Genomic DNA, 21144 nt, shown 5'->3' on the forward strand with positions numbered 1-21144 from the left:
AGAGAAGAAACGTTGAAAAGGGTGATGAAAAAATGTGGTACCGCGTGGGGGTTAATCGTCAGGTTATTACATCTGACTCAGTTCATACCTGGCCTGCTGACATCCGTCCTCCCAGTCCTGTTTATTAATGTATGCAGCCACAGAACGGACTGACGAGGCCACATCCCTATAAACCGCTGAATGCCACCCCCGGGGCCCCAGATCGTAAAGGGTAAATTCATAGCCAGCCCAGAAAGCAACAATGGTCATACCCTGCCCCTCAGGAAGTGAACCGAATACATTCATCCAGGCCCTTGCTGCCATCAGCTCGCTTTCCAGATGGATAAGTGACCAGAATTCAGCTGAGTAATCTGCACGTTCATTTCTCTGATGCATCATGATGGACGAACTCCTTGAAATTAAGGACGCGACGCTCGCCGCAGGCAGGGCTGCGCCAAGCGCAGTCATGCGAGGAAGCGTAATCACTGGTAACTGACAGAAAGCACTGACGCACCCTGCCCGAAATGAACTCAGTCTGGTGTCAGTTGGAAAGGAGATGTAATAATTACCGCACTGAGATGTGGGATATCTTTTCAGTGCGTTTTTAATGATAACGAGCTATTAGCTCACTATTGTTGCAGGCGGCTCAACCACCAACAGTAAACCCTTTCGCCTGCATGCAGTTGCGCCATGTTGAACCCGGCTTACCGTTATCAAGAGACGTGGACTCAACGTAAGGGAATCCCTTGATAAGATGGGTTTCCTGAGAAGAATCACCAACCCGAACAATCGTAGCTTCATCTTTCATGATTGACGTTAACTTCGTTGTACCCGCTTTATTTTTTGAAGCGGTGAGCACCTGATCAGAGCACTGGCGTGCAGCTGTCATTTCTGGTTCTTCCGGGGTAGATTTTGGGGAGGAACATCCTGTGAGTACAGCCACGACCAGTGATAAACACACAATTCCTGCTTTTTTCATGCTGATTCCTTATTTTGGTAAACGGGCGGTCTTTGACCGCCAATGCAGTTACATAATGCCGGCGATGGATTTGGCCAGCTGTGCTTCCAGAACTGGCTTAGCCTCTTCAAACTTGAGGTTCACCTTGTTGGCGTTGGATACCACGCGGGTCTGGTATTTGGCACGGTTGCCCTGCTCAGTGCTGGTCTGCAGCTTGACGCCTGACGTTCCCTGCTTCAGAGCCGCAATATTGTCGGTCGTGACGGTCGCCTTGCTGCGCTCGGAGATTTGCAGATCGGTCACCATCGTGTAGTTAACGTCTTCCACCATAGCATCAGCAGCCATACCAATCAGCCCTGTGGCCAGACCTACACCCAGCGTTGCGCCAGCAGAAGATGAGTTATACGCCGTAATACCCGCGCCCAGTGCCGCCCCCATTGCCGCACCTTCATACCCGGTCTTGAGGAAGCCCTGTGCATCACGCAGATCCATTTTCTCGGCTTTCAATACGTTTGCCTGAATCCAGTAGTAGGCGGCGTCAGGAGAACTGGTGACGCGGTAGCCTTTGGCGGCCAGTTCATTTGTAATTTGTGCCTGCAGACCAGACATGTCCTTGTCAGAGGTATTACGGATCTGAAGATAAACCGTTTTCTCTGATGATGGCTCCAGCCAGATGGTTTCACTCATCTGAGTTTTGACATCGAGATTACGCTTCTTCACCGCAGTGGACATGGCACCACAACCTGACAGTGCAAGAGTAGAAGCGATCAAACCTACAACGGCTAATTGTTTTAATTTCATGAATTCTTCCTGTGCATAGAAAAACGTCCCCGTTAGCGAGAGATAGCTAACAGAGACGTTATCGGCTGATTTGAAAGGGAATTTAGGTTAAATAGATGGCTTGCTTAGAATACTACAAAAATTAAGGGGGCCATTGCCCACTTACTCTCAGTATCCCCGGTTAGGGTCATACGTATTTGAAGGTTCGTTGAAGTTTGTTCCCCAACTGTTTCCGTGAATATCAAGGCCAGAGATGCCGCCAACCATTGGCATTCCTGACGAAGGATTTATAGCAATCCCTTGATTGATATCCGTATGACTCGGACCGAAATTGATAGGTAGAACAGATGAGTTTGTGTCTAGCCCTGAATATTGGCTCGATGAAAACTCAGCCAATGCTATTCCCTTGCCACACATACTTGTTTGATATCTAACGGCCTCTTCATCTGAGAGTCTATACGCTTTACTCCCGCGTATTTCATAGATATTGCCTGTATCTTTATCCTTCAAGAGGTTTAACCCCTTCCTTCCTGCCCCAAATAACGCGGCGGAAAGAACCATAACTGTGGACATCGACAGATATAGATATATTGCATTTTCCCAAAGGAAATAGAGGCATATTACTTGCGCTAGAATTGAAGTAAGCAAGCGAGGAAAGAGCGAGGCGATTGAAACGCCACTGCCACTCTCATCCGCTTTTTTAAGAAGATAGAGCAATGGTAAGGATATCAATGTACCTAATACGTACATCCCTGCCAATGCAATCCAATCCTCACTGTAATACCTGTTATGGTTAGGCATCACATCATGAATGATTGGAATAGCAGCATATATACTAAATACAGGAATGTACGAAATTCTGCATAGATTAGCCTTTAGCATTTATCCTCCTAGCCGGCCCTTTTCCTCAATTCCAGCAATTGCTCTTCTAACTTCCTTTTTTCAGCACTGTCTATAACTGGAGTTTGCTGGTCAATTTCGGCTTCTTTTCGTTGAATTTTGAAATTACCGGTTGCATTTAAATTCTCTCCTTTCAGGATATCACTGGATGCCTGAACAGTGGATTGTTTTTTGCCAATTTCTCCAGCAGATTCGTTGATTTTATGCTCATTTTCAGATCTTTGTTCCGCCACTCGGCGCTGTAATTCATTCTGAGGACCAAAACCCTGCGAGGAATGTTCATGCAGCTTAGCCTGATTTTCTCTATAGGACTCCTGCATAGCATCACCACGTACTTTTTCACCGCCAACATTAATGCCTGAACGGCTATTAGTAACTTCACTCTCCTGACCATGCATGCTTCCTTGCTCCCTAACAGCTCCTGAGTGATGGAACTCCTGGTGAGATTCTGCAATGTGGCCGGTTCTTTCATCTGCAGTGGTGCGTCCACCGGCAACAACCATGCCGGCCGACGAGGTGATATTACCCGAGCTGCTTCTCTGTCCGGCTGCTTGTCCTTGATGAACAGTTGAATGCTCCATACCCGGCGAAACAGAATCGTCTGTTCTGGCAGAATAATTCCCACCCTGCTGGCCTCCATTTTCAGCGCCCTGAGTCGTTCCGTAAGTCTGGGTACCGCCAACACCTCCCGAGCTATGAGCACCACCATTCTGAGAGCTGTAACTGACTCCAGCATCATGACCAGATGAACCTGATACCTGCTGACTGCCGCCCGCTGGCTGAACAATATGCTCACCACTGAATGCTGCATGCTCCTGGCCGCTGGTAAGATCAGAACGACCCTGCTGATAATCCCCCATAATTTCAGGTTTGAGACGCTCATTTACGAATTCCATCGCTGCTTCTCGCGCCGACGGCGCACTTGTCAGCATGGACTGGGCCTTATCACCGTATTTATTAGCCGCCCAGTCCACAAACTCCTGCGTATAGTTCGTATCGAGGCTTGCGCTCTGATTCTGCGCAACGGTGGCCATCCGACTGAACTCGCTACTCTGTGTAGAACTGGTGGTGTACTGATGGTACTGGCTTTCAGCATCATTGAGTGTTGCGGCCAGCTGCTGAACATTACTGCTTGCTGCATTTTCGGAATGATTCGCGCCATCGGTGATACGGCTGCTTTTAACCATATCCATACCCTGGCGGAAGTCATTAACTGCCTGGCTGTTCTGGTCATGCCGCATATCTTGCGAATGGGAATCTGAATTCTGGATTCCTCTTGAGCTGCCCGTCGAATGCCGCAAATCGCCTGAAACACTTCCTTCAGCACCTAACTTAACAACACCCAGATTAAGCCCCCCTCCGGCCGTTCCTTTAATGCCTGCAGATATAGAACCCTGATTACTGATATCCATCAGTTTGTTATAGGCTTCCTGCGTCGAGATGTTGTTTGCTTTCGCATAACTTTCAGCGGCAGACAACATCATGCCAGCACCGCGCGTTGCATTAGTGGCCTGGCTGTTTTCACTACCGCTGGTCAGGCTGTCGCTGGTACCGGTCTGGTGAGACAGCTGAGAGAGCTGTGACCAGCCACTGGTCACGCTGTGGTTGTAGCCATCGAGGGCGGTCTGCGCCTGGACCTGCGACTGACGGGCGGACTCCTGGAATCCACTGCTGGCCAGCTGGCTGAGCTTCATGTTCACCGGCAGATTCGACATTGCACCCGAGCCGTCGATAACCGTATGGCCACCGGCCGTCTGAGTCTGCGTGGAGCCATTATCCGCCTGCCAGGTTTGCTGACCCTGACGCTGCATCAGGTTGGTATCCATCTTGTTCTGGCTGACATTGTCCATCGACATGTTGTTAAACGACCAGTTTCCGTCCGCCGTGGTCGCGGCCACACCTGCTGACGTGAATGCGCCCGAGCTGAGTACGCTCCCTGCCACCTGAGAGCCCATCGCCGCTGCACCTTTGGTCAGATAGAACGACAGCACCGGAATGGAAAGGGACAGATACCCTGCCAGATTCGCCACGTCCGAATGCTGCAGCGCAACCACATCCTTGTTGGCCAGCACCAGGGGCGTGCCCCCGGACTGGCTCTGCAGCCAGTAGTTGGCGGCATAGTTAAGAATGGCGAACATCACTGGCCACATCTGGAAATAGATAAAACCGGAAACGTATATTTTCAGGGTGTTCAGGCCAAAAAGCGTGTGGTTTGACGCGGCCAGCGCAATCATCAGCGGGAACAGGCAAACCAGGATAAGCATCAGCAGGGACTGTGCAAACGGCAGCGTGCGGGTCGCCAGCTCGTTACCTGCAGCCCAGCTGAGTCGCTGTTTTGTTGCAGCGTTCTCGGTGGCCAGATTAAGCAGGTTAGCCGTATCGGATGAGCGAGCGGCAAAACCCTTGATCCCCTGCCGTACTGCACTGTTCGTGATGTTGTTCTTCATGATCTGCGCAGCAGTCATACCACCGGAATAAAAATATCCGTAGCTTTCCCCCATAGCGTTGGCCAGAAGCGTCGCGCCATTCAGCTTGTTGCCGAAGACCTTTCTCGTCAGCCAGGTAAACGTCGCACTCCCCGGGTTGACGTCAGTATTGGCGAGCTTCTGTATCTCCGTTGCGGCCTGCTGGCAGGTCAGGAACTGGCGTGAGGTGGAGGTCATCTTAAAGATGCCCCGCAGAGGGCTTGGGTTACTGGTTATCAGCGTCAGCGGGTCAGTGGAATTGAGCAGCTGATTGATTGTGTATTTACCATTCAGAAGAATGTCGCCGATCACACAGTTTTCCACGTAATCCGGCAGCATCTGCGCCAGCTCCGGGTTTTGCGTGGCGAAGTCACTGGTTTCTGCCACAATCTGCGAGCCAAACAGCATCCCGGTTTTGCTGTAGGTCACCGAGTCGGGTCTGGCCATCAGCATGTCGTAAACTGACGCCATCTTATACCCGATACTGGTCGTCAGCGACGCGATAGCCGCCAGGCCAACCGGTACGTTATCGGTTACCCAGACCGCACCGGGATCGGACAGGTCAATGACCTGCACTGAGCGTTTCGGTACCAGCAGGATGGAAGTCAGGATCATGAAGACCGCCAGCCACTGAACGAAAACCATCGGGTTACGCTGTTTGATGAAGGTAAGCAGTACGGCCAGCACACCGAAGGTGCCGGCAATACGCAGTAAGGTGTGGAAAGTATTCTGGCCGACAAGGGTGACAACGGCGTCCAGCGCCGTTTTCCACATTCCCCCGCCATAAATGGTATATATCTCAAGCATCAGCGATCACCCCAGTGATAGTTGCTTTGATAGGAGCCTGAAACAATGGTGGATACCTGTTGCTGCAGGTACTGCATGTTGCGGTCGATACCGTCCAGCGCGTTCTGATCGGCTGCTGACTGCAGCTTCATGTCAGCGAGAAGTCCCTGCGCATGAATGATGTTGTCGCGTAGTTTTGCGGCTGCTTCTTCAGGGAAGTTCTTGCCGGCCAGAGACAGGCTTGCCTGTTTCACCAGCTCCTGGAGGTACTGAATCATCAGGTCCTGAGCAATGAAGTCGGAAACCTGCAGAAGGTACGTGGCGCTCATCCCCATACTCTGGGCGTTAGTCAGATACTTCAGCACCGGTACAGAGGTGGTGTTCACAAAGCCTTTTTCCTGATCGGTCAGCGCAGTATCGTCGACCAGCTTGTTCTGCATTGAGAGCATCAGGTTTTTAACCAGCGTGACCAGAGCGTTGGACTCAGAAATCGTCAGACTGGTGACAACAGGTCCCAGACACAGAGTGGATTCGTCGCATCCGTAGACCTTCGCCGTCCCCCCGCGCATCAGGACTTTAATCAGGTCGCGGTTATCAACCAGCGGCGTCAGAATTGTCACATCGCCATCCTTGTTGAAAATGATGGAGCCGACGGTACTCATGACCAGCTCCTTCAGCGCGCGGTCGTTGCCGAGAAGGCCATTCTTACTGAGGGTGTCCCAGATAAGGTTTTTGTTCTTCAGCACCTGATCCTTCTCAGCATCACCGGCTTTAGCCGTGACTTTGTCGCCCTGTCCTCCGACGGTACAACCCTGACGGGAAGCCGCCCAGTCGGAGAACATGTTGGTTTCGCCGGCAATGTCCTGGCAGATTTTCTGCTGGGAGACCTGCGTCACTGGCCACAACCCGCCGATGATGCCCTGAGCAGCCTGGCATGAACTCATGTTCATGGAGTTAACATCACTGGCCAGTTTCTGCAGGAAATCTTTCGCCTGCTTCAGCTCCGGTACCATCGTCTGCAGGGCCAGATCGAAAGCATAACCGGCGGCGTTGCTCATGATTTGTTTTACAAATCGCTGAATTTCTTCCCCGCTGATCATACTGAACGACCCCAGATAGGCATCGATACCGCCGCAGCCGGCGTTCAGGGAGGGCAACTGCATTGAGATGAGCTGCACGTTTTTGACGGGGTTTCGCAGATAGACAGAACCACCCGAGAAGTACCCGGCCGCCTGTCCCTGCCAGGCCTGTGCCTGCGACACATTGCCGCTGTAGCCCAGATTATTGAAGAAACCGTTCAGGTCGCCGTTGACGTCCGCCTTCGCTGGCAGTGCAACCAGCCCAGCCAGAAAGACAGCGCCTGCCGTTATCAGTGCCTTAATCATGGGGCACCTCTGTTCTCTCAGGCTCCAAGCCGCTGTCTTTTCGGATTATCCGGCGGTACAGGGATTCCTCAAGTTTACCCACACAGCACAGAATGCAGTGCAGTACCAGTACTGCAAACAGACCACTCATGATCGCCCACAGGAGATACTGCGGATAATGGATGAGCAGCGAGAGTGTAAACTGTTCAGAACGAACAAGCGGCTCCGGCATGGCAGCCAGCGTGTTGTCAGCCCACCACACATAAATTCTTTCAGCGAAGATAAAGAAAACAAGGCTGTACAGCAGTTTCAGCGTGAATAAATTCGCCCACTGCCGGGACTCTTTGCTCCCCTCAGAGTCCTTCATCTGTTTAATGAAGCGATTGCGGACACAGGTTTTCAGTCTGGTGAATTTCATGCGATCTCCTCACGGGGTTTCCGGGACAGGGTCAGACGGCAGATGTACAACCCGGTGGCAGTGAAAAAGAAGCCGACACTCAGCGAAATGAGCAGCAGCACCGGCACGTCCTGAAGGTAAAGAGTCATTTCCGGGCGAGACAGTGCGCTGACCACGCGATGGGCCAGCGTCCCGTAAAACGCGGCAGATACCAGCAACGTCATGCTGAACAGCAGCCACACGCGCTCGGCACGCGATAATGCATACGATGTTGTATTCATGTTGAAGTCCGGTTGTCTTACTGAGGGGTGACCTGCGCACTTGCCGGCATCGGCGGCAGCGATTTCGGGTCAACATTATCCAGGTCAGCCTGAATCAGGCTGGCCATACGGCTTTCAAGCGTGGGGATTTCCATCACGCCCTGGGTGAGTGGATAGGCTTTCAGGGTGTTGACGTTGACCATAAAGGCCGTCGGTGTCGCAATTGGCAAACCGTTTCCGAAGAAAGTGACAATCTCATCTGCGATGGGAGAGTTAGGGTCCGTCTTACGCGGGATCATCGGGGTCGGGTAAGATACGTCCCCGCCGCCGTCAAGGGTGTACGGGTACACCCTGATGGCATGCTCATCGGCCCAGCCCTTCAGCAGCGGGTCAAACTTCGCGCTGTACTGACAGTGCGCCTGCATAAAGAGCACCACCGCATAATCCTTCATGTTTGCCTGGCGACCGTCCGGCAGCGACATCAGGTTTACCGGCGCGGGAACCGGAATGGTGGAGGCGGTGACGGCTGCAGCGTCAGCAGAGGCCGTTTTTGTCGCTTCAAGCGCCACTAACTCCTCGCGCGCCCCGGCGTTCGCCAGCAGCGGTATGGCCATCAGCAGAGCCGTGAGTCCGGTTTTAATGTTCATGGTCGCCTTCCTTATGCGTTTGCCCTCTTTCGTCACGGAACCAGCGATACACGGCATACACCACCATGCCAGCCGCCCCGGCCCACATACCATTGCAGAGCCATAAAAGCCCCTGCTGCGTATGCTCAACCGACCAGGTCATCAGCTCGCTCAGTACGCGCGCCATCGTGCCCCAGAAAATCAGTCCTGCAACAAGGGATGCATTCATACATGTGTTTCCTTTTGGAAGATATCACGCCCCTCATGCACAGAGGCGCGACGATGAATATACAGATGGGTCAGAAAACCCAGAGTTGCGCCGAAGAGCGCAGCTATCAGCCAGAAGTTGAAAAGCGTGGCATCCATCGGCTTTGTCCAGCGTTCGCTGTCAACCGGTTCACGATGGCAAATCGACATCGGCGGGAGCTGATAAGAAGGAGGACTGGCCTCCTCGCCGGGTTCAGGTAGCCGGGGTCGTGGTGCCGGTTCATAATGCGTAACGCACTGCATTACCTTACCGTCGGGCGCGCCTTCGGTTAGCGTTTGCGCCTCTTTCACAAACTGCCCGGCCAGCGAGCCCTCCAGCGATATGGCTATCACAATACCGTACAGCAACAGCGCCGGGCCGAAGACAAGGGTGAACAGGGCAAAACGCCCTGCATCACGGATGAGGGGTAAAAGCATTTTTGTCATAAGAAACTCTCAGGAATTCGGTTTAAAGCCGGTGGCCACGTTCAGGAATCGCTTAGACAGGTCATCCTGAGTCATGAAGCCGTATGACAGCGCGCGGTAATTCTTGCTCCGGGGGTCAACAAGGTAGAGCGCCGGGAAGTGCGTAATATTCATTGACCGGGACTGCCCCGTATCCGGACGGCTCTGCGGCAGGGAGGCGGCCACCTGACCGTCAACCGATACCGGGATAAGCGAAATCCCGTTGGTTTTCGCAAAGTCCGCCACCACGCCCGCCATCTGCACGTCAATCGGGTCACTGCCCCGGTAGAAGTAGAACAGACCGTACTGTTGCGCCAGCTGCTCCACGGCGCTCTGCCGCGTCTGCTGGTCGCGGGTCTGCATAAACGGCGCCATGCTGTTGTAGTGCGGATACTCCAGGTTGTAGTCGAGATCCGGGTGGCTCAGCTGCGCCGCCGCAAAGGACTGGCTGAACATCGATGCCCGATCGGTCCAGAACTTCTGCCAGCGCAGGAACGTCGCCGTGTTTTCCCGTGAGGGAAACAGGATGGCGCGGTTAAGCGCCTCCTGTGTGTATCCTTTCAGCACCCGGGCCTGCTCCATCGGGGACATTTTGCTGAGATCCGGAATGGCCTGCGGTGCAGGCTGTTGTGGCTTTCTGGACTGCTCCGGCGGCTTTTTCGGTTCGTTGTACCAGGACCAGCCGGTGAACGGCTCTGCCGGCGTCACAATCTCCTCGGCCAGCACCATATGGCTCGCCAGCGCCATGAGCAGGCCACAGAGGACACGCTTCATTTACCACCTCCCTGCTGGTTCACCTGCGCGGCGATGCGATCCTTAATCTGCTTGACCTGCGCGCTGGTATCGGGGATTTTCTGGTTCTTCATCAAATCCTCGTAGAAGTCTGAGAAGTTGATTTTGTCGAAGTCGATACTCTGCAGCTCCGGAACCGTGATCCCCCGGCAGTTCGGACTGTCACCGCTGCCGAACTTAACGCCCAGCTGGTCGCGACGCCCCTGCTCCTGAATGATGCGAGCAAGCTTGCCGTCAAAAACACAGTACACCTGGCTTTTCTGGATACAGGCTCCGAGAACCTGATGGTCACAACGCTCACCCACGCTGACGGTGATTTTCTTGGCCTTTGCCTTTCCAAGAGCCAGTTCGTCGTCATTACAGGCGGCCAGACCCGAGTCCTGACCCCATCCGGAGTCTTTACAGCAGTTAGAGAATCCCGCAAATGCCTTACGGCAGCTCATGGGCTTGCCCGTAAAAGCTTTTACATCGATGGTGCTGCTCTCATCCCTCACGTCCTCAGCTGCTGAAGCCAAACCAGCAAGCTTTGCCACAGCAGTATCGAATCCGTTATCTCCTGCGCCGTTGGTCTCGTCGCAATCACCTGATTTACAGATGTACTCACCGCCGCAGACCAGGCCGGTAGATGAATGTACGGTCTGGCATTGATAGGTGTAGTCTTTATGGGAACAGGTGCCGTCCACATACTCTGAACAGGTTTCGCCGGATTTAGTGCAGGCGGAATTGCCGATCAAAGAAGCGCAGGTACCGGTGGTATTTTCACTGACCAGATAAGTGTCTGTGTACTGCCAGCAATCGCTGTGAACGGTCTGGGTTATTCCCTCAACCACGACCTGTCTGTCTCCGCCAGGAATAGAACAAACTGAGCCGGTCAGTTTCCCCCCGGGGCTGTTTGGGCAAACAGATGGGGTAGTGGTTGACGGTATCCATACCTTGATGGTTGTTGCCAACGTGATCGTTGCGGAGATTTTTGCGAGATTGTCATTTTTTCCATATTTGGCCTGCATTATCGTCTGCATCATCTGCTTAATGTAGTCAGGGATGCTATTGGTTAGCGTCCCCCGAAGTAAGCCATCTGCAGGGACAATCTGCTGTCCGACACCAACAGCAAACGTATTATTCACTTTTTTAAGCTTTACCGATGTTCCGTAGAACGTTAGCGTGGAACTGAAAAAGGGGTTTGAGACACTGTTTTTCTGGGAGGTTGTGATAGTTCCCTCCAGCATCGTTGATCCTGGTTCATTCAGGGGGAGAATAAATTCAAGTGTATTGTCATTAAGTTTATTCAGCTCAAGGGTTTCCGGCAGGATCACCACCGTTTTGGTGGAGGTACGGTCTTCATAGTGACCGTCGATTTGCGTGTCTCGTGTGCAGGTTTTTGACACTGCGACATCGGCGCTGCAGGTGTAGTTTTCAAACGTCGATTTGGACACCGTGGTCTCCTTACACTGCTGGCTGCTGCCATCCATGATCCCGCCTGCCGTACCCTCCGCATTTTTTCCTATGGTAATAAAGGGTGCGTTAGGATCAATTGTCGGGGCTGGGTTTTTAGTACCGGAACTGATCACCGACTGTGCTGCATCATTCCCCTGCAGGGCAGCCTGTCCCTTGCTGGCCAGCCCGCCATCGCCGCCATCCACGCCGCCGTAATACCCTTTCTCCGGTGGGTTAGCGGTATAGCCTGGTATTGCACCTGTAACGGTTCCCGGATTTTTCAGGGCCCCCGTACCGGCGGAGGCATTACCCTTGCCAAAGCTCGCTCCCGCCTCAAAGGCAGGATCGGCTGCGCCAGCCAGAAGCGGGAAAAGCATCAGTACAGTTAAAAATCGTTTTTTCATTTCGCAGCCTCCAGAAGATGGCGCGCCGTTACTGCACAATCACCGCTTTCAGCGACTTTCTCCAGCGCCTGCTGCAGGGGCAGGCTTCCCCTGATGACGTCATAGTGGCCAGGGCAGGTCACCACCAGAGCCGGCACTGTCGTGATGTTGTACTGCGTGAACAACGTCGGATCGATTTGCACGCCGGCGTCTTTGTCCTCCTTACTCAGCTCAAACATGGCCGCCGCGGTCTGTCGCATGTCGTTATTAACCAGGCCGCGCAGCGTTGGCGGAATGTTGTAACGGCGGGCATCCTTCAGCATGGGCAGCAGACCTTCACGTGGAATACCGAGACTCACAAAGTAAATAGCCGGGAACGTATCTTTTTCCCCCATCGTGTTGGTCCGGGCTGCGATATCGCCCTGAAGGTGGTTAATCAGGTCCAGTTGCCGCTGCGGTAAGACGGGTGCGGCCGCCGGATGCCCCTGCAGGTCTTCCTTCATCGCTGCCAGCGCATCCTGCTGACCTTTGATCCAGCTATGGTCGGAGACGGAGATATCGGTCTGGGCGCTCGCCAGGGCCAGCGGCGCGAAAGCAATCATGACGCTGATCGTCAGCGCCCGGAGATAAGCGTTTTTCATTGTCATGTCCTTAAAGGAATACGCAGTTACGTTTGCGCCAGAAGAGGTAACCGAAGTTCTTTTTGGAGGATGGCGAGTTATGCGTCGTGCCCCAGAGCTGCGTGCTGGCCCCGAAGGGATGGCAGTTGCCCGGTTCGGGGTACATGTTCACCATCTGGTATCGCCATCGCTCTTTCGGGATGATCGGGGATGGATACTGGTTACATACGGCGACGTCCGCGCCCACAGAGTTCCAGACCAGCCCCTCACGATGCATCTTGAAGGCCATTCGCTCTCCGACCAGCAGAGAGGCCTCGAGCGGAGAAAACTCACCGCTGGTAAAGCCTGTTAGCGGGTAGATAGACCCCTGACTTCCCGCGCACCAGAACAGCGGCGACAGAGGAAGACCCGCAGATGATGCAACTGCGTCAGCAGCACAGGCCCCCTGAGCGATCAGGTTGCCGAACAGCGCAGCCTCGGGGTTAATCAGCATCGAAAGCGTGCTGTCATTCCAGAGAGGATCAACTTCGGAGAGATAGGCAATATCCATGTCGCCGGTCTGCAGACACCCCAGACTGGTGATGATGTTCAGCCAGAAAATCAGCGGGTATTTGTACCAGTGAACATGGTAGAACGTGCCGGCAGCGGGCCGGTCACTCTGCCCGGCGGTTCCCGTTCCCGTTCGTCCGAGATCGATTTTAAAGCCGCCCATGTTGACCATGACGCCAGGCTCACGGGTTACGTCCACCATCGCCATTGGCTCCCAGAACCCGATGGCCAGACCGATACGATAAAACACACCATATGAGCAAATCTGGATCGGCGAAGCCGGGTTGTTGGTATCCTTTTGTGGACCGGCGGCCAGCTGAATATTCCCGAGCGTCATCGGAAACAGACACTTCCAGCAGACATCGCTTATCGGGTTAACCCAGCGGCCATCACCCGCGTTGCTGGCTGCGGCCGTTGCCTGAGCTGGCATCCAGGACAGCAGGACCAGCATCACGCCGGCAAGCCATGAAAAACGCTTCATTTCACCTCCCGCAGCCATACACAGACCGGGCCGTCCTCAGTGTCATGAATGGAGCCAATGAACCAGCCCTCCCCCTCTGGCGCGGAAGGAAGCCAGTCACTGATGTTTTGTTTTCCCTTTTCCCAGTCGGCGATCACCTGGGGAGGCGCGTCGTTTTCCATCCAGCGGGTGGCACAGATCAGATTGTGCTGGCGCATCCAGTCGCCAAACTCAGTCTGTGTGGCCTCTTCACTGGCAGGTGCAAAATAATGAGGGTGCGTCCAGAAGCCGTTGCGGTCACGGGTAACCGTCACCGGCCTGACAGATTCAGGGTGAGTCATGGGGTATCTCCGGGAGTGCCGCAGCCACCGGACGGCGGGAGGGCTTAAAACAGGATTAATGGTTTTTGGTTTTGTCGGCCGCCTTCATGATGAATGCCAGCCGCTGGTCTTTGGACATATCCTCAAGAGCCAGTAAGCCAGCTCTTAACACTATTGAGGGATAATAAAGGGGATTTTCTGCAAGAATGGCCTTAAGCCGTAAAGCCGATTTTTCATCATGACGAACGGCTGTAACATTCTGGCCCTTTTCAGTATCAGGGTCTTTTTTCATGGCATTACCTGGTCGGGGGTTAATCGGAAACCGTGAGGCCATTCAGGCTGAGGCGGAGCGCAACGCAGTGAGCACCGAACATCCTGAAGGGCAGCGCGGTTGAATCAGTGGGGTCTTCTGGTCCGCAGGACGATAAAGGCATACCCGTTGTCATCATCGTAATCAGCCGCATATTCCTCTCCTGCCGCAATACGGTCGCCGACGGTTCTGATGAATCGGGCCAGGACGTCTTTCGCAGGTGCTGACGTTATCTGCGCAAAGACGACAATACGCTTCTCACCGTACTTTAGCTCAGGCATCTGACTGAACAATTCATCCGGTACACTGCTGCCGCTTTCATCCGGGAAAAATCCCGGCGGGGTGCTGCAGAGCTGGCGCATCAGTGTCACCTGAAATCCACAGATGTTCACAGGCACAGCGCTGAGGTCTGGTTCATCAGCCATGTCGGGGAACGCCATGTTGCTTACAGCGTCGGCCGCTGCGTTCAGCCCCTGAACGAAATCACGGGTAATGACGAGGCTGTCTGACTTCAGGGTGATCATCACCTGCCTGAGCGGCCAGAGACATTTTTGCCTGTCGCTCAGTACCGCTCCTGCCGCCTCTGCGGTTCGGGTGATATACCACCCTTCCCGCTCACTGCCCTGGATAAGCAGATTCAGCCATTCATCTGCGGAACCATTTTTCATGGCATCATCAATGCTGTCATTCAGCATCTGTTCTGAGATGAGCGGGGTCATATAGCGGTGGCGCACACGAGTCACTTTCCGGCTGATGTCACGTCTGTCTGTATTTGCCAGCCGTGTGCTGCGCGATGCATCCCGCGTCAATTCATAGCCTGCCGAAAACAGCGCTTTTTCCATCTCGGCCAGCATCGCCTGGTAATAATTCCGGTTTGCAAAGTCATGCACAGCAGTTGCATGACAGGCATTACCAAATTGTGGGAGAGGGAGGGGTTTTCCCGGTCTGCTCTCCCACATCCGGCGTTCACGCCGTGCACATGCCACGTACTGAACAACAATCCAGGCAGCGAGCAGCGCAACGACGACCAGAATACCGGTCATGCCCTCGGTATCGCGCAAACAGGTGAGCACTCCCTGCAGCCCCTGCTGCCCCTGAGGGCCGGTGAAGCAGCCGATTAACGCCATGCGTTCATCTCCTCCATTCTGTTGCGGATAAGCCTGACGAGGTACAGGGGAAACGCCTCATCCCGTTCCTCCGGCGCTATAGGCTGACGCTGGTTATTCGCGCACCACTGATGCCAGGCACCGGCGATCAGCGCCGGTTGCCATGAAGCGATCTCAGGGTACAGCTGACAGAGTTGATTCACGGTTTCGTCGCCGCCTTTGGTATCAGCATTGTGGCCTGTCATGTGCTGAGACGCAGGGGGCACAGTGTTATTGTGTATCAGTGACATTCAGCGTTCTCCTGCCCTTCGCCTGCAAACAACCTGTCGAGACGCTCGGAAAGTGACAGCGTCGTGCCCTTTTTACGTTTCGCGCTGTCCTCGGCCCGCATGTTCTCCAGTAAGAGGTGAATGATGTAGTCCGGGAAACGTTCATCACGCCTGGACGGCTCCCGGCTGTCCTGCTGGTTCTGCTCACACCAGTGGAGCCAGGCTTTGGTCACCAGTACCGGATGCCAGGAGTCAATTTCGGGGTACAGCGTCTTCAGTCGTTCTGCTGTTCCCATGCGCGGCGTTATCTCAGCGGGTTTGCGCGGTTTTCTGGCGTAACGTCGAGGGGATGTAACCGCCTGACGCATTTCGGGAAACAGGTCACCTAACGTTGTTGCAGTCATTTTGAGTACCTTTAATGTATTTTACCGTGCATCATCAGAATTCTTGGACTGGCTAAAACACGGGAACGGAAAGAATGGGGAAAATGATGTACAGACTCAGGCGTATACAGCCAACTGATAATCAACTTGAAGCAACCCGAAATCTGGTGAGGGATTTAATTGCCTCCGGCACCTTATTTGCTCTTCTCAGTACTGGAGCGAGGTCGTGCATTCCAGCGACATCTTTTGCTGATTATGTCTTTCTGACTTTATTTTTTATCTGCTTCATGTTTGTTCTGACCTGGTCATCCTTAATTGCTGATTTAAACCTGCGGCAGATAACAGGTAGCGATGCCTCGAATTACCGCGTGCCGTATTTCATTCTGGCGATATGTTTCACTGTCGTATTTTTTGGACTGACTTTTTTACTTCTCAAAAGCTTCTGGTAAGCAGCTGGTATTATCTCATCTCAAAACCATCCAGATGGGAAACCAGCTGGCACCGATCAGCACCAGGCACAGGATGTACATCAGCAGATAACCGGGCACTGAAGGTATCCTGAAATGCACTCTCAATTTCCTTGTCTCTTTAGCGATAAGGGGGGCGAACCACTGGGAAAGCATCAGTCCTGCAGCAATCAAAAGTCCGCTACCGTCCGTGTCGAGTGGTATGACCTTAAGAATGCAGCCCTGAATAATCAGGGTAAATACCGCGCACTGGACTCCCTGCCAGCGCAGGTTCGCCGGTAACCATGCTGTTGTAATCGCACAACCTGCGATACCCGTTATAACGGACAGAACAAGCAGAAATATCATTTACCGTCTCCCTTAACAGGTATTTCTTCCACTTTCATCACGCGGCCGTCGCGCGATATCCGCGCGGGGATGTGTTCAAAACCGAATTTACGGGTCAGTACGCCAGACTGGTCGAAGTAGATACGTTCATTCAGCGCATCACTGGTTTCTTTGATGTTGCCGTTCACCAGGATGACCTTCACGCTGGTCTGGCCGGCGAGCTGCTGTCGTGCCCAGTTCACCTGCTCCTTGTCATCGCCGTCGATAAAAAAGAGCACCTGGCTGAAGGGCACCTTATCCAGAGGATTGACCGTGTCACCCTTGCGGGCGATCACGTTGCCCTGCATGTCTGTGATCGTTTCCTTCACGGTAAATGTCGGGTCCCAGGCAAAGCTGCGGTATTCCTTCGCTTTTGTGAGCCCTTCCACCGGCGTCGGACGTACCGCATGCTCCTTCACTCTTTCCGTTGCCTCTTTGCGAAGGCGGTCCAGCTCGCCCGTCTGCTCCATTCCCTTCAGGCGATTCTGGATAAACGCCAGCATGTCCTGCTCTGCAGGCTCGAAGACGTTGCCCCAGGTACCGAGATCTTTCGCCCCGCTGCCGGCGGAGAGCATCAGCAGCATCATGGCCGTCAGCTGCAGTCGTTTTTTCACTGGCCCCCCTGGGTGCGTCGTGCGATATCAACACGGATTTCATTCGTGATATCGCGCTGCGGGCTTATCACCGCCGGTTTCACCAGGATGATGGCGTTGTGTGAGGCCTGCCACTCCGTGAGACTATCCGTCAGCGCTGCGTTGAACTGCACTGTCATCGCTTTTGCCCGACCTTCATCGAGCGGCAGCTGCGCGGACTGCTGCTTAAAGAGGTCCACCGTTCCCTTCATGTCGAAGACCACCACCTCCGGGGTGACGGCTTTCGCCGTCACATATGCCACGCCTGTCATAACCAGAAGTCCCGCCAGCCCCTGCATGCCGGCTTTAACCCAGCGGGATGTTTTGCTGGCGATCGTTACACCGTCGCGGACGGTGTCGCCGTCATACGGCTTGTCCTGTTGTTCACTCATGCTGCTTTCACCCACTCTTCAAGTTCGCGAAGTTCACTGCCGTATTTTTTCTCCGCCAGCATATACGCCGCTTCCTCCGCAGTTGCCCCCGCTTCTTTCTGCGCTTTCTGCATGAAAGCAAAGTCCTCGCCGCGCGAGCTGAACATGGCACGCGTCACGGGATCGACGAACAGTCGATGGAAGGAGCTGTATTCACCGGCGTTTATCAGCAGGGAGCTGTAGCCGGTCTGCAGGGCTGGCTGGAAGCCACGGATAACTTCTTTTTCCATGTCCGAGAACTGATCCGGGTTATCGGCAAGGTACTGTTTAAACGCCTTCGCATCCTGCAGGAGGGTGATTTTGGTGGAGCTGTTGTTCCAGGCGGCTTCCGCTTCCTTACTGGCGCTGAAGTCCTTAATGCCCTGGGTGATGGTGATAAACGCGCCACGGTGACGACGCACAGTACGGTAGCCGGTTTCGATGAACCTTGCCGCGTGTGGGTTGGAGCCACCCAGCAGGCGCCAGGCCTCGTCGATGATGCAGACTTTTTTAAGGTCGCGCGGGCTGTGGTACATCTTTTCCTGTATCGCCAGAATGAGCGAGAACAGGATGGACGAGAGCAGCTTCGGCTTGTCTTCCAGGCTCAGCAGCTCCAGCACCGCGAAGCGGGTTTCACCATCGAGCGTCGGGGTGTCGGCGTTGAAGTATTCTCCGTCGGGTCCCCAGGTGCAGTAGGTCTCAAGCAGCATGGCCAGCTCAGCAAGGCGCGCGATGATGGTCGGCTTATCTGCGGACGCCTGATTCACGTCCTCATTGGTCAGATAATTATGAACGTCGTCGATACGGGCTTTGTTTGCCTTCTTCTCCCACGCATCCATTACCGCTTTCTGCAGGATTGCTTCACAGACGCCATCCAGCGGCTGCGTCGGACTGGCGAGTACCGTCAGCAGGCGCACAATCCCTTCCGCAGAATGATTAATGTCCTTAACGTTGGCGAACGGGTTAAAGCGCAGTTTAGAGCCATCGAGATAAACCCCGCCGGCCTGGTGACAGTAGTTCTTGTAGCTGTCCCCCATGTCGATAACCCAGGCGTATCCCCCGGCATTCAGTACGTCACGAAGAATGCCCTGCGTCAGGAAGGATTTACCGGCCCCGGACGTGCCGGTGACGGCGATGTTAAAGTTGGTACTGCCGTTCTCTTCACCAAACATGTCGTAGAATGCCACCTGGTTGCGGTAGGTCGGCAGTGGCATACCCACGTTGGACAGCTGGCGTTCGGCGACGACCGGCATCAGGCTCACCGCGTTCCATGACTTGGAGCGTAGCGTTGCCCCCGTCATCTTCAGGTCTTCCCACATCCCTTCCTGCATGACGAACGGGAAGCTGGCCAGCCAGTTGCGCATCTGCTGGTACTGTATCGTCACCATTTCCAGCTCGTTCTTACGGAACACGTTGACGGCGGCCAGTTCACACTTCTGTGCCTCGGTATTGTTATCCGGGGCGAACAGGGTCAGGTTGAAGTAGGTATTGCAGAGCGCGATTTCATTGCTGTGAAGCTGCTCCCGGGTACGCCGCCATTCCTCTGCAGCCTTTTTGGTGTTGGGGAACAGTGCAGCGTAGGCTGAGTTGGCCTTTTTAGACAGGTCCTGGTCTTTACGGAAAGCCTCGCTCTGACTTTTGGTCTGTTCTTCCAGTGCCGTCGTCCAGGTCAGCATAAAGGGGCAGGGTATCCCGAGGTCGGGAAAACGCAGGTTCTGCAGATTGTCAGCCCCCTGCCAGAGCGCGAATCGACGCGGATTTTTAGCAAGCTGCATGTTGATGATGCGACATGCCGATGCCGGCAGGCGTGTCCCGCGCGCGTCAATGGTTTCAGGCAGCTCCATCCGGATATGCGATGGATGCACCTTCAGGTCAATCCCGGGATCAACCACCTGGCGGTTGAGCTTCTCATCCTCGTTGTAGTCCCCGGAGGACGTCAGCACCTGTTCCTGACGGTAGTTCATCTGCTCGCGTACCGCAGACAGGAATGCGTGCACATCGGTGTTCATGCTGTCGATGCGCGCGGCTCCCAGTGAGACGCGGATAGTGTTACGTATCTGAATCAGGTCATCCATCACCCGCTGCACCTGGGAAGCGCGCTTAATGGGCTGACCATAGACAATAAAGATACGGTAGTTACGCAGGTAGAGCGGGTATTCCCGTTCGTTGGCCAGGCCGTGCAGCGCGGAACGCTGCCAGAACGCGCGGGTAATTTTATTGAGATGTTCGGCCATCCCCCCTTTCCACATGTCGTTACTCACGCCGCGATCGATGCGTTCCCCGACACACTTGCTGGCAAGCATAATCACGGTCACAGGGGTCTGGCGGGGAAGCTTCTTACGCAGCATGTCATCGAGCGCGGCCATCACCTGCTCGTTCGCACCAGGAAGCGGGGCGGCTTCCATAATGAAACCCGCAGAGCCGGCGTTGACGAAAATTTCATTCCTGTCGTCGTAATACCGGTACGGCAGCGCAGCGACCAGGGACGGATAGTCCCAGGTCTGGGAAAGGTTGTTGCGGGCCGTTGCTGCACCGTCTTCCTCTTTCCCGTTTTTCAGCATATCCATCAGGCTGTCAACAAAACTCATTTTCGGCCCTCCGCAGCGGCCCGGATTAACTCCAGGCGACGCAGCTTCTCTTCGTTCATCTGGCCGGTGTGCGGTGCATCACCGGTGGTCTTAATCTGCCAGTTACAGCTCACGCTCAGAACGGCCAGCGTTTCATCATCGGTATCGACTGACTGTGTGGCGGTGATTTGCGCCGTCCCTTTCCGTGAATGGACTAACGATTTCGCCAGATGATCTATGCCGTTCTTGCCGGTAACGTAATGGCTGCTCATTCCCCGCCCTCCCCGATAACGCGGTAGCTCTCATCCCAGTGGGATTTGTTTTTCACGAACTCGACCACAGCCGGCTGATGAAAGTTGTCGTCCGTGTCCACCCAGGGTGCAATCCACAGGCGCTGCGTGGCGTCAGGAATACGCTGAACCGGAACGCGGCCCGCAGTGTTAACCGGCACAGGGGCTGCATGACTGGACGTGGTCAGCGGCGTGACCAGCGAGCCAGACGATTTCGCCGGCGCAGTGGTCAGAGGGCGCGGTGCAGCAGGCTTAGCGGCAGTGGTTCCGGTTGCTGCGGCGGAGACAGGACGGAAGGGATTCACGACCGGTGCTGAATTGCGCAGTGCCGGCAGGGTTTCACCCGCAGGCTTTTTTGCTGTTTTTTCTGCCGTCAGGTCATCCAGACTTTTACCCTGAGCGGCCAGCTTGTTGGCCTCACCGGTGGTCAGGCACTGGTCGGTCGCGGTCTTGTTGCAGTCGAAATCAGAATTGAGACCGGCGCAGCCGGTCAGTGCGCTGCACAGCAGTGCAGCACCCAGTAGTTTTTTCATGGGGTAACTCCGGTTTTGATTTAAGGG

The 21144-nt window shown here is 54.4% G+C and carries 27 protein-coding genes; 1 reads left to right on the plus strand and 26 read right to left on the minus strand.

The window, feature by feature from the left end; translation table 11 throughout:
- Positions 1–66: 66 nt before the first annotated feature.
- From C6A40_RS23045 to C6A40_RS23135, 20 genes are all read right to left on the minus strand, one after another.
- Positions 67–378: a hypothetical protein gene (locus tag C6A40_RS23045; RefSeq protein ID WP_114191423.1), complete on the minus strand. Its 312-nt coding sequence runs from the start codon at positions 376–378 to the stop codon at positions 67–69.
- Positions 379–625: 247 nt separating this feature from the next.
- Complete coding sequence (locus C6A40_RS24940; protein ID WP_045325096.1) at positions 626–958, minus strand: hypothetical protein; 333 nt, start codon at positions 956–958, stop codon at positions 626–628.
- A gap of 48 nt (positions 959–1006) precedes the next feature.
- Positions 1007–1738 (minus strand): conjugal transfer complement resistance protein TraT, encoded by a 732-nt coding sequence (gene traT / locus C6A40_RS23050; protein WP_114191424.1) that lies wholly within the window; start codon positions 1736–1738, stop codon positions 1007–1009.
- 147 nt (positions 1739–1885) lie between these two features.
- Positions 1886–2599, minus strand: coding sequence for a hypothetical protein (locus tag C6A40_RS23055; RefSeq protein WP_114191425.1), 714 nt, complete (start codon positions 2597–2599; stop codon positions 1886–1888).
- An 8-nt stretch (positions 2600–2607) separates the two neighbouring features.
- Positions 2608–5889, minus strand: a complete 3282-nt coding sequence (traG, locus tag C6A40_RS23060; RefSeq protein WP_114191426.1) for a conjugal transfer mating-pair stabilization protein TraG — start codon at positions 5887–5889, stop codon at positions 2608–2610.
- Positions 5889–7253: a conjugal transfer pilus assembly protein TraH gene (gene traH, locus C6A40_RS23065; protein WP_039265172.1), complete on the minus strand. Its 1365-nt coding sequence runs from the start codon at positions 7251–7253 to the stop codon at positions 5889–5891. The genes traG and traH overlap by 1 nt, the downstream gene beginning before the upstream one ends.
- Positions 7246–7650 (minus strand): hypothetical protein, encoded by a 405-nt coding sequence (locus tag C6A40_RS23070; protein ID WP_114191427.1) that lies wholly within the window; start codon positions 7648–7650, stop codon positions 7246–7248. Before C6A40_RS23070 ends, traH begins: the two co-directional genes overlap by 8 nt.
- Positions 7647–7910, minus strand: a complete 264-nt coding sequence (locus tag C6A40_RS23075; RefSeq protein WP_032656071.1) for a hypothetical protein — start codon at positions 7908–7910, stop codon at positions 7647–7649. The genes C6A40_RS23070 and C6A40_RS23075 overlap by 4 nt, the downstream gene beginning before the upstream one ends.
- Before the next feature lie 17 nt (positions 7911–7927).
- A complete protein-coding gene (locus tag C6A40_RS23080) occupies positions 7928–8536 on the minus strand; it encodes a type-F conjugative transfer system pilin assembly thiol-disulfide isomerase TrbB (protein WP_032656074.1) in 609 nt (202 codons plus the stop codon).
- Positions 8526–8744, minus strand: coding sequence for a hypothetical protein (locus tag C6A40_RS23085; RefSeq protein WP_032656077.1), 219 nt, complete (start codon positions 8742–8744; stop codon positions 8526–8528). The genes C6A40_RS23080 and C6A40_RS23085 overlap by 11 nt, the downstream gene beginning before the upstream one ends.
- Complete coding sequence (locus C6A40_RS23090; protein WP_052232701.1) at positions 8741–9208, minus strand: hypothetical protein; 468 nt, start codon at positions 9206–9208, stop codon at positions 8741–8743. The genes C6A40_RS23085 and C6A40_RS23090 overlap by 4 nt, the downstream gene beginning before the upstream one ends.
- A 9-nt stretch (positions 9209–9217) precedes the next feature.
- Complete coding sequence (traF, locus tag C6A40_RS23095; RefSeq protein ID WP_114191428.1) at positions 9218–10000, minus strand: type-F conjugative transfer system pilin assembly protein TraF; 783 nt, start codon at positions 9998–10000, stop codon at positions 9218–9220.
- Complete coding sequence (gene traN, locus C6A40_RS23100) at positions 9997–11856, minus strand: type-F conjugative transfer system mating-pair stabilization protein TraN (protein ID WP_114191429.1); 1860 nt, start codon at positions 11854–11856, stop codon at positions 9997–9999. Before traN ends, traF begins: the two co-directional genes overlap by 4 nt.
- Entirely contained in the window at positions 11853–12476 is a 624-nt protein-coding gene (gene trbC / locus C6A40_RS23105) for a type-F conjugative transfer system pilin assembly protein TrbC (RefSeq protein WP_059310852.1), read from the minus strand. Before trbC ends, traN begins: the two co-directional genes overlap by 4 nt.
- 10 nt (positions 12477–12486) lie before the next feature.
- Positions 12487–13485 carry a conjugal transfer pilus assembly protein TraU gene (gene traU / locus C6A40_RS23110; RefSeq protein WP_048209999.1) on the minus strand — a complete coding sequence of 333 codons (999 nt, stop codon included), beginning with the start codon at positions 13483–13485 and terminating at the stop codon, positions 12487–12489.
- Positions 13482–13805 carry a hypothetical protein gene (locus tag C6A40_RS23115; protein ID WP_114191430.1) on the minus strand — a complete coding sequence of 108 codons (324 nt, stop codon included), beginning with the start codon at positions 13803–13805 and terminating at the stop codon, positions 13482–13484. The genes traU and C6A40_RS23115 overlap by 4 nt, the downstream gene beginning before the upstream one ends.
- A 55-nt stretch (positions 13806–13860) precedes the next feature.
- The gene (locus tag C6A40_RS23120; RefSeq protein WP_039265180.1) at positions 13861–14076 is read right to left on the minus strand and encodes a hypothetical protein; all 216 of its coding nucleotides are present in this window, start codon (positions 14074–14076) and stop codon (positions 13861–13863) included.
- Positions 14077–14180: 104 nt separating this feature from the next.
- The gene (locus C6A40_RS23125) at positions 14181–15221 is read right to left on the minus strand and encodes a hypothetical protein (protein ID WP_114191431.1); all 1041 of its coding nucleotides are present in this window, start codon (positions 15219–15221) and stop codon (positions 14181–14183) included.
- Positions 15212–15490, minus strand: a complete 279-nt coding sequence (locus C6A40_RS23130) for a hypothetical protein (RefSeq protein WP_039265183.1) — start codon at positions 15488–15490, stop codon at positions 15212–15214. The genes C6A40_RS23125 and C6A40_RS23130 overlap by 10 nt, the downstream gene beginning before the upstream one ends.
- The gene (locus C6A40_RS23135) at positions 15481–15873 is read right to left on the minus strand and encodes a hypothetical protein (RefSeq protein ID WP_048209997.1); all 393 of its coding nucleotides are present in this window, start codon (positions 15871–15873) and stop codon (positions 15481–15483) included. The genes C6A40_RS23130 and C6A40_RS23135 overlap by 10 nt, the downstream gene beginning before the upstream one ends.
- Before the next feature lie 83 nt (positions 15874–15956).
- On the opposite strand from C6A40_RS23135, the gene C6A40_RS23140 reads away from it, so the two are divergent.
- Positions 15957–16301, plus strand: coding sequence for a hypothetical protein (locus C6A40_RS23140; protein ID WP_232764366.1), 345 nt, complete (start codon positions 15957–15959; stop codon positions 16299–16301).
- Positions 16302–16316: 15 nt separating this feature from the next.
- Here the strand turns inward: C6A40_RS23140 and C6A40_RS23145 are convergent, their stop codons facing one another.
- From C6A40_RS23145 to traV, 6 genes are read right to left on the minus strand one after another with little or no spacing between them, the layout of a single operon-like run.
- Entirely contained in the window at positions 16317–16667 is a 351-nt protein-coding gene (locus C6A40_RS23145) for a hypothetical protein (RefSeq protein ID WP_045354560.1), read from the minus strand.
- Positions 16664–17299 (minus strand): type-F conjugative transfer system protein TraW, encoded by a 636-nt coding sequence (gene traW, locus C6A40_RS23150; protein WP_039265187.1) that lies wholly within the window; start codon positions 17297–17299, stop codon positions 16664–16666. Before traW ends, C6A40_RS23145 begins: the two co-directional genes overlap by 4 nt.
- The gene (gene trbI, locus C6A40_RS23155) at positions 17296–17709 is read right to left on the minus strand and encodes a type-F conjugative transfer system protein TrbI (RefSeq protein WP_045354563.1); all 414 of its coding nucleotides are present in this window, start codon (positions 17707–17709) and stop codon (positions 17296–17298) included. The genes traW and trbI overlap by 4 nt, the downstream gene beginning before the upstream one ends.
- On the minus strand, positions 17706–20315 hold the full coding sequence (gene traC, locus C6A40_RS23160; protein ID WP_114191432.1) for a type IV secretion system protein TraC: 2610 nt from the start codon (positions 20313–20315) through the stop codon (positions 17706–17708). The genes trbI and traC overlap by 4 nt, the downstream gene beginning before the upstream one ends.
- Positions 20312–20566: a hypothetical protein gene (locus C6A40_RS23165; RefSeq protein WP_039265190.1), complete on the minus strand. Its 255-nt coding sequence runs from the start codon at positions 20564–20566 to the stop codon at positions 20312–20314. Before C6A40_RS23165 ends, traC begins: the two co-directional genes overlap by 4 nt.
- Positions 20563–21117, minus strand: coding sequence for a type IV conjugative transfer system lipoprotein TraV (gene traV, locus C6A40_RS23170; RefSeq protein ID WP_039265191.1), 555 nt, complete (start codon positions 21115–21117; stop codon positions 20563–20565). The genes C6A40_RS23165 and traV overlap by 4 nt, the downstream gene beginning before the upstream one ends.
- Positions 21118–21144: the final 27 nt, after the last annotated feature.

This window comes from Enterobacter sp. GER_MD16_1505_Eko_090, from assembly GCF_003331015.1.
GTDB classification, from domain to species: domain Bacteria; phylum Pseudomonadota; class Gammaproteobacteria; order Enterobacterales; family Enterobacteriaceae; genus Enterobacter; species Enterobacter roggenkampii.

Coding starts and splice junctions, on each gene's coding strand:
- C6A40_RS23045 (WP_114191423.1), bottom strand. CDS start 378: ATGATGCATCAGAGAAATGAACGTGCAGATTACTCAGCTGAATTCTGG.
- C6A40_RS24940 (WP_045325096.1), bottom strand. CDS start 958: ATGAAAAAAGCAGGAATTGTGTGTTTATCACTGGTCGTGGCTGTACTC.
- traT (WP_114191424.1), bottom strand. CDS start 1,738: ATGAAATTAAAACAATTAGCCGTTGTAGGTTTGATCGCTTCTACTCTT.
- C6A40_RS23055 (WP_114191425.1), bottom strand. CDS start 2,599: ATGCTAAAGGCTAATCTATGCAGAATTTCGTACATTCCTGTATTTAGT.
- traG (WP_114191426.1), bottom strand. CDS start 5,889: ATGCTTGAGATATATACCATTTATGGCGGGGGAATGTGGAAAACGGCG.
- traH (WP_039265172.1), bottom strand. CDS start 7,253: ATGATTAAGGCACTGATAACGGCAGGCGCTGTCTTTCTGGCTGGGCTG.
- C6A40_RS23070 (WP_114191427.1), bottom strand. CDS start 7,650: ATGAAATTCACCAGACTGAAAACCTGTGTCCGCAATCGCTTCATTAAA.
- C6A40_RS23075 (WP_032656071.1), bottom strand. CDS start 7,910: ATGAATACAACATCGTATGCATTATCGCGTGCCGAGCGCGTGTGGCTG.
- C6A40_RS23080 (WP_032656074.1), bottom strand. CDS start 8,536: ATGAACATTAAAACCGGACTCACGGCTCTGCTGATGGCCATACCGCTG.
- C6A40_RS23085 (WP_032656077.1), bottom strand. CDS start 8,744: ATGAATGCATCCCTTGTTGCAGGACTGATTTTCTGGGGCACGATGGCG.
- C6A40_RS23090 (WP_052232701.1), bottom strand. CDS start 9,208: ATGACAAAAATGCTTTTACCCCTCATCCGTGATGCAGGGCGTTTTGCC.
- traF (WP_114191428.1), bottom strand. CDS start 10,000: ATGAAGCGTGTCCTCTGTGGCCTGCTCATGGCGCTGGCGAGCCATATG.
- traN (WP_114191429.1), bottom strand. CDS start 11,856: ATGAAAAAACGATTTTTAACTGTACTGATGCTTTTCCCGCTTCTGGCT.
- trbC (WP_059310852.1), bottom strand. CDS start 12,476: ATGAAAAACGCTTATCTCCGGGCGCTGACGATCAGCGTCATGATTGCT.
- traU (WP_048209999.1), bottom strand. CDS start 13,485: ATGAAGCGTTTTTCATGGCTTGCCGGCGTGATGCTGGTCCTGCTGTCC.
- C6A40_RS23115 (WP_114191430.1), bottom strand. CDS start 13,805: ATGACTCACCCTGAATCTGTCAGGCCGGTGACGGTTACCCGTGACCGC.
- C6A40_RS23120 (WP_039265180.1), bottom strand. CDS start 14,076: ATGAAAAAAGACCCTGATACTGAAAAGGGCCAGAATGTTACAGCCGTT.
- C6A40_RS23125 (WP_114191431.1), bottom strand. CDS start 15,221: ATGGCGTTAATCGGCTGCTTCACCGGCCCTCAGGGGCAGCAGGGGCTG.
- C6A40_RS23130 (WP_039265183.1), bottom strand. CDS start 15,490: ATGTCACTGATACACAATAACACTGTGCCCCCTGCGTCTCAGCACATG.
- C6A40_RS23135 (WP_048209997.1), bottom strand. CDS start 15,873: ATGACTGCAACAACGTTAGGTGACCTGTTTCCCGAAATGCGTCAGGCG.
- C6A40_RS23140 (WP_232764366.1), top strand. CDS start 15,957: ATGATGTACAGACTCAGGCGTATACAGCCAACTGATAATCAACTTGAA.
- C6A40_RS23145 (WP_045354560.1), bottom strand. CDS start 16,667: ATGATATTTCTGCTTGTTCTGTCCGTTATAACGGGTATCGCAGGTTGT.
- trbI (WP_045354563.1), bottom strand. CDS start 17,709: ATGAGTGAACAACAGGACAAGCCGTATGACGGCGACACCGTCCGCGAC.
- traC (WP_114191432.1), bottom strand. CDS start 20,315: ATGAGTTTTGTTGACAGCCTGATGGATATGCTGAAAAACGGGAAAGAG.
- C6A40_RS23165 (WP_039265190.1), bottom strand. CDS start 20,566: ATGAGCAGCCATTACGTTACCGGCAAGAACGGCATAGATCATCTGGCG.
- traV (WP_039265191.1), bottom strand. CDS start 21,117: ATGAAAAAACTACTGGGTGCTGCACTGCTGTGCAGCGCACTGACCGGC.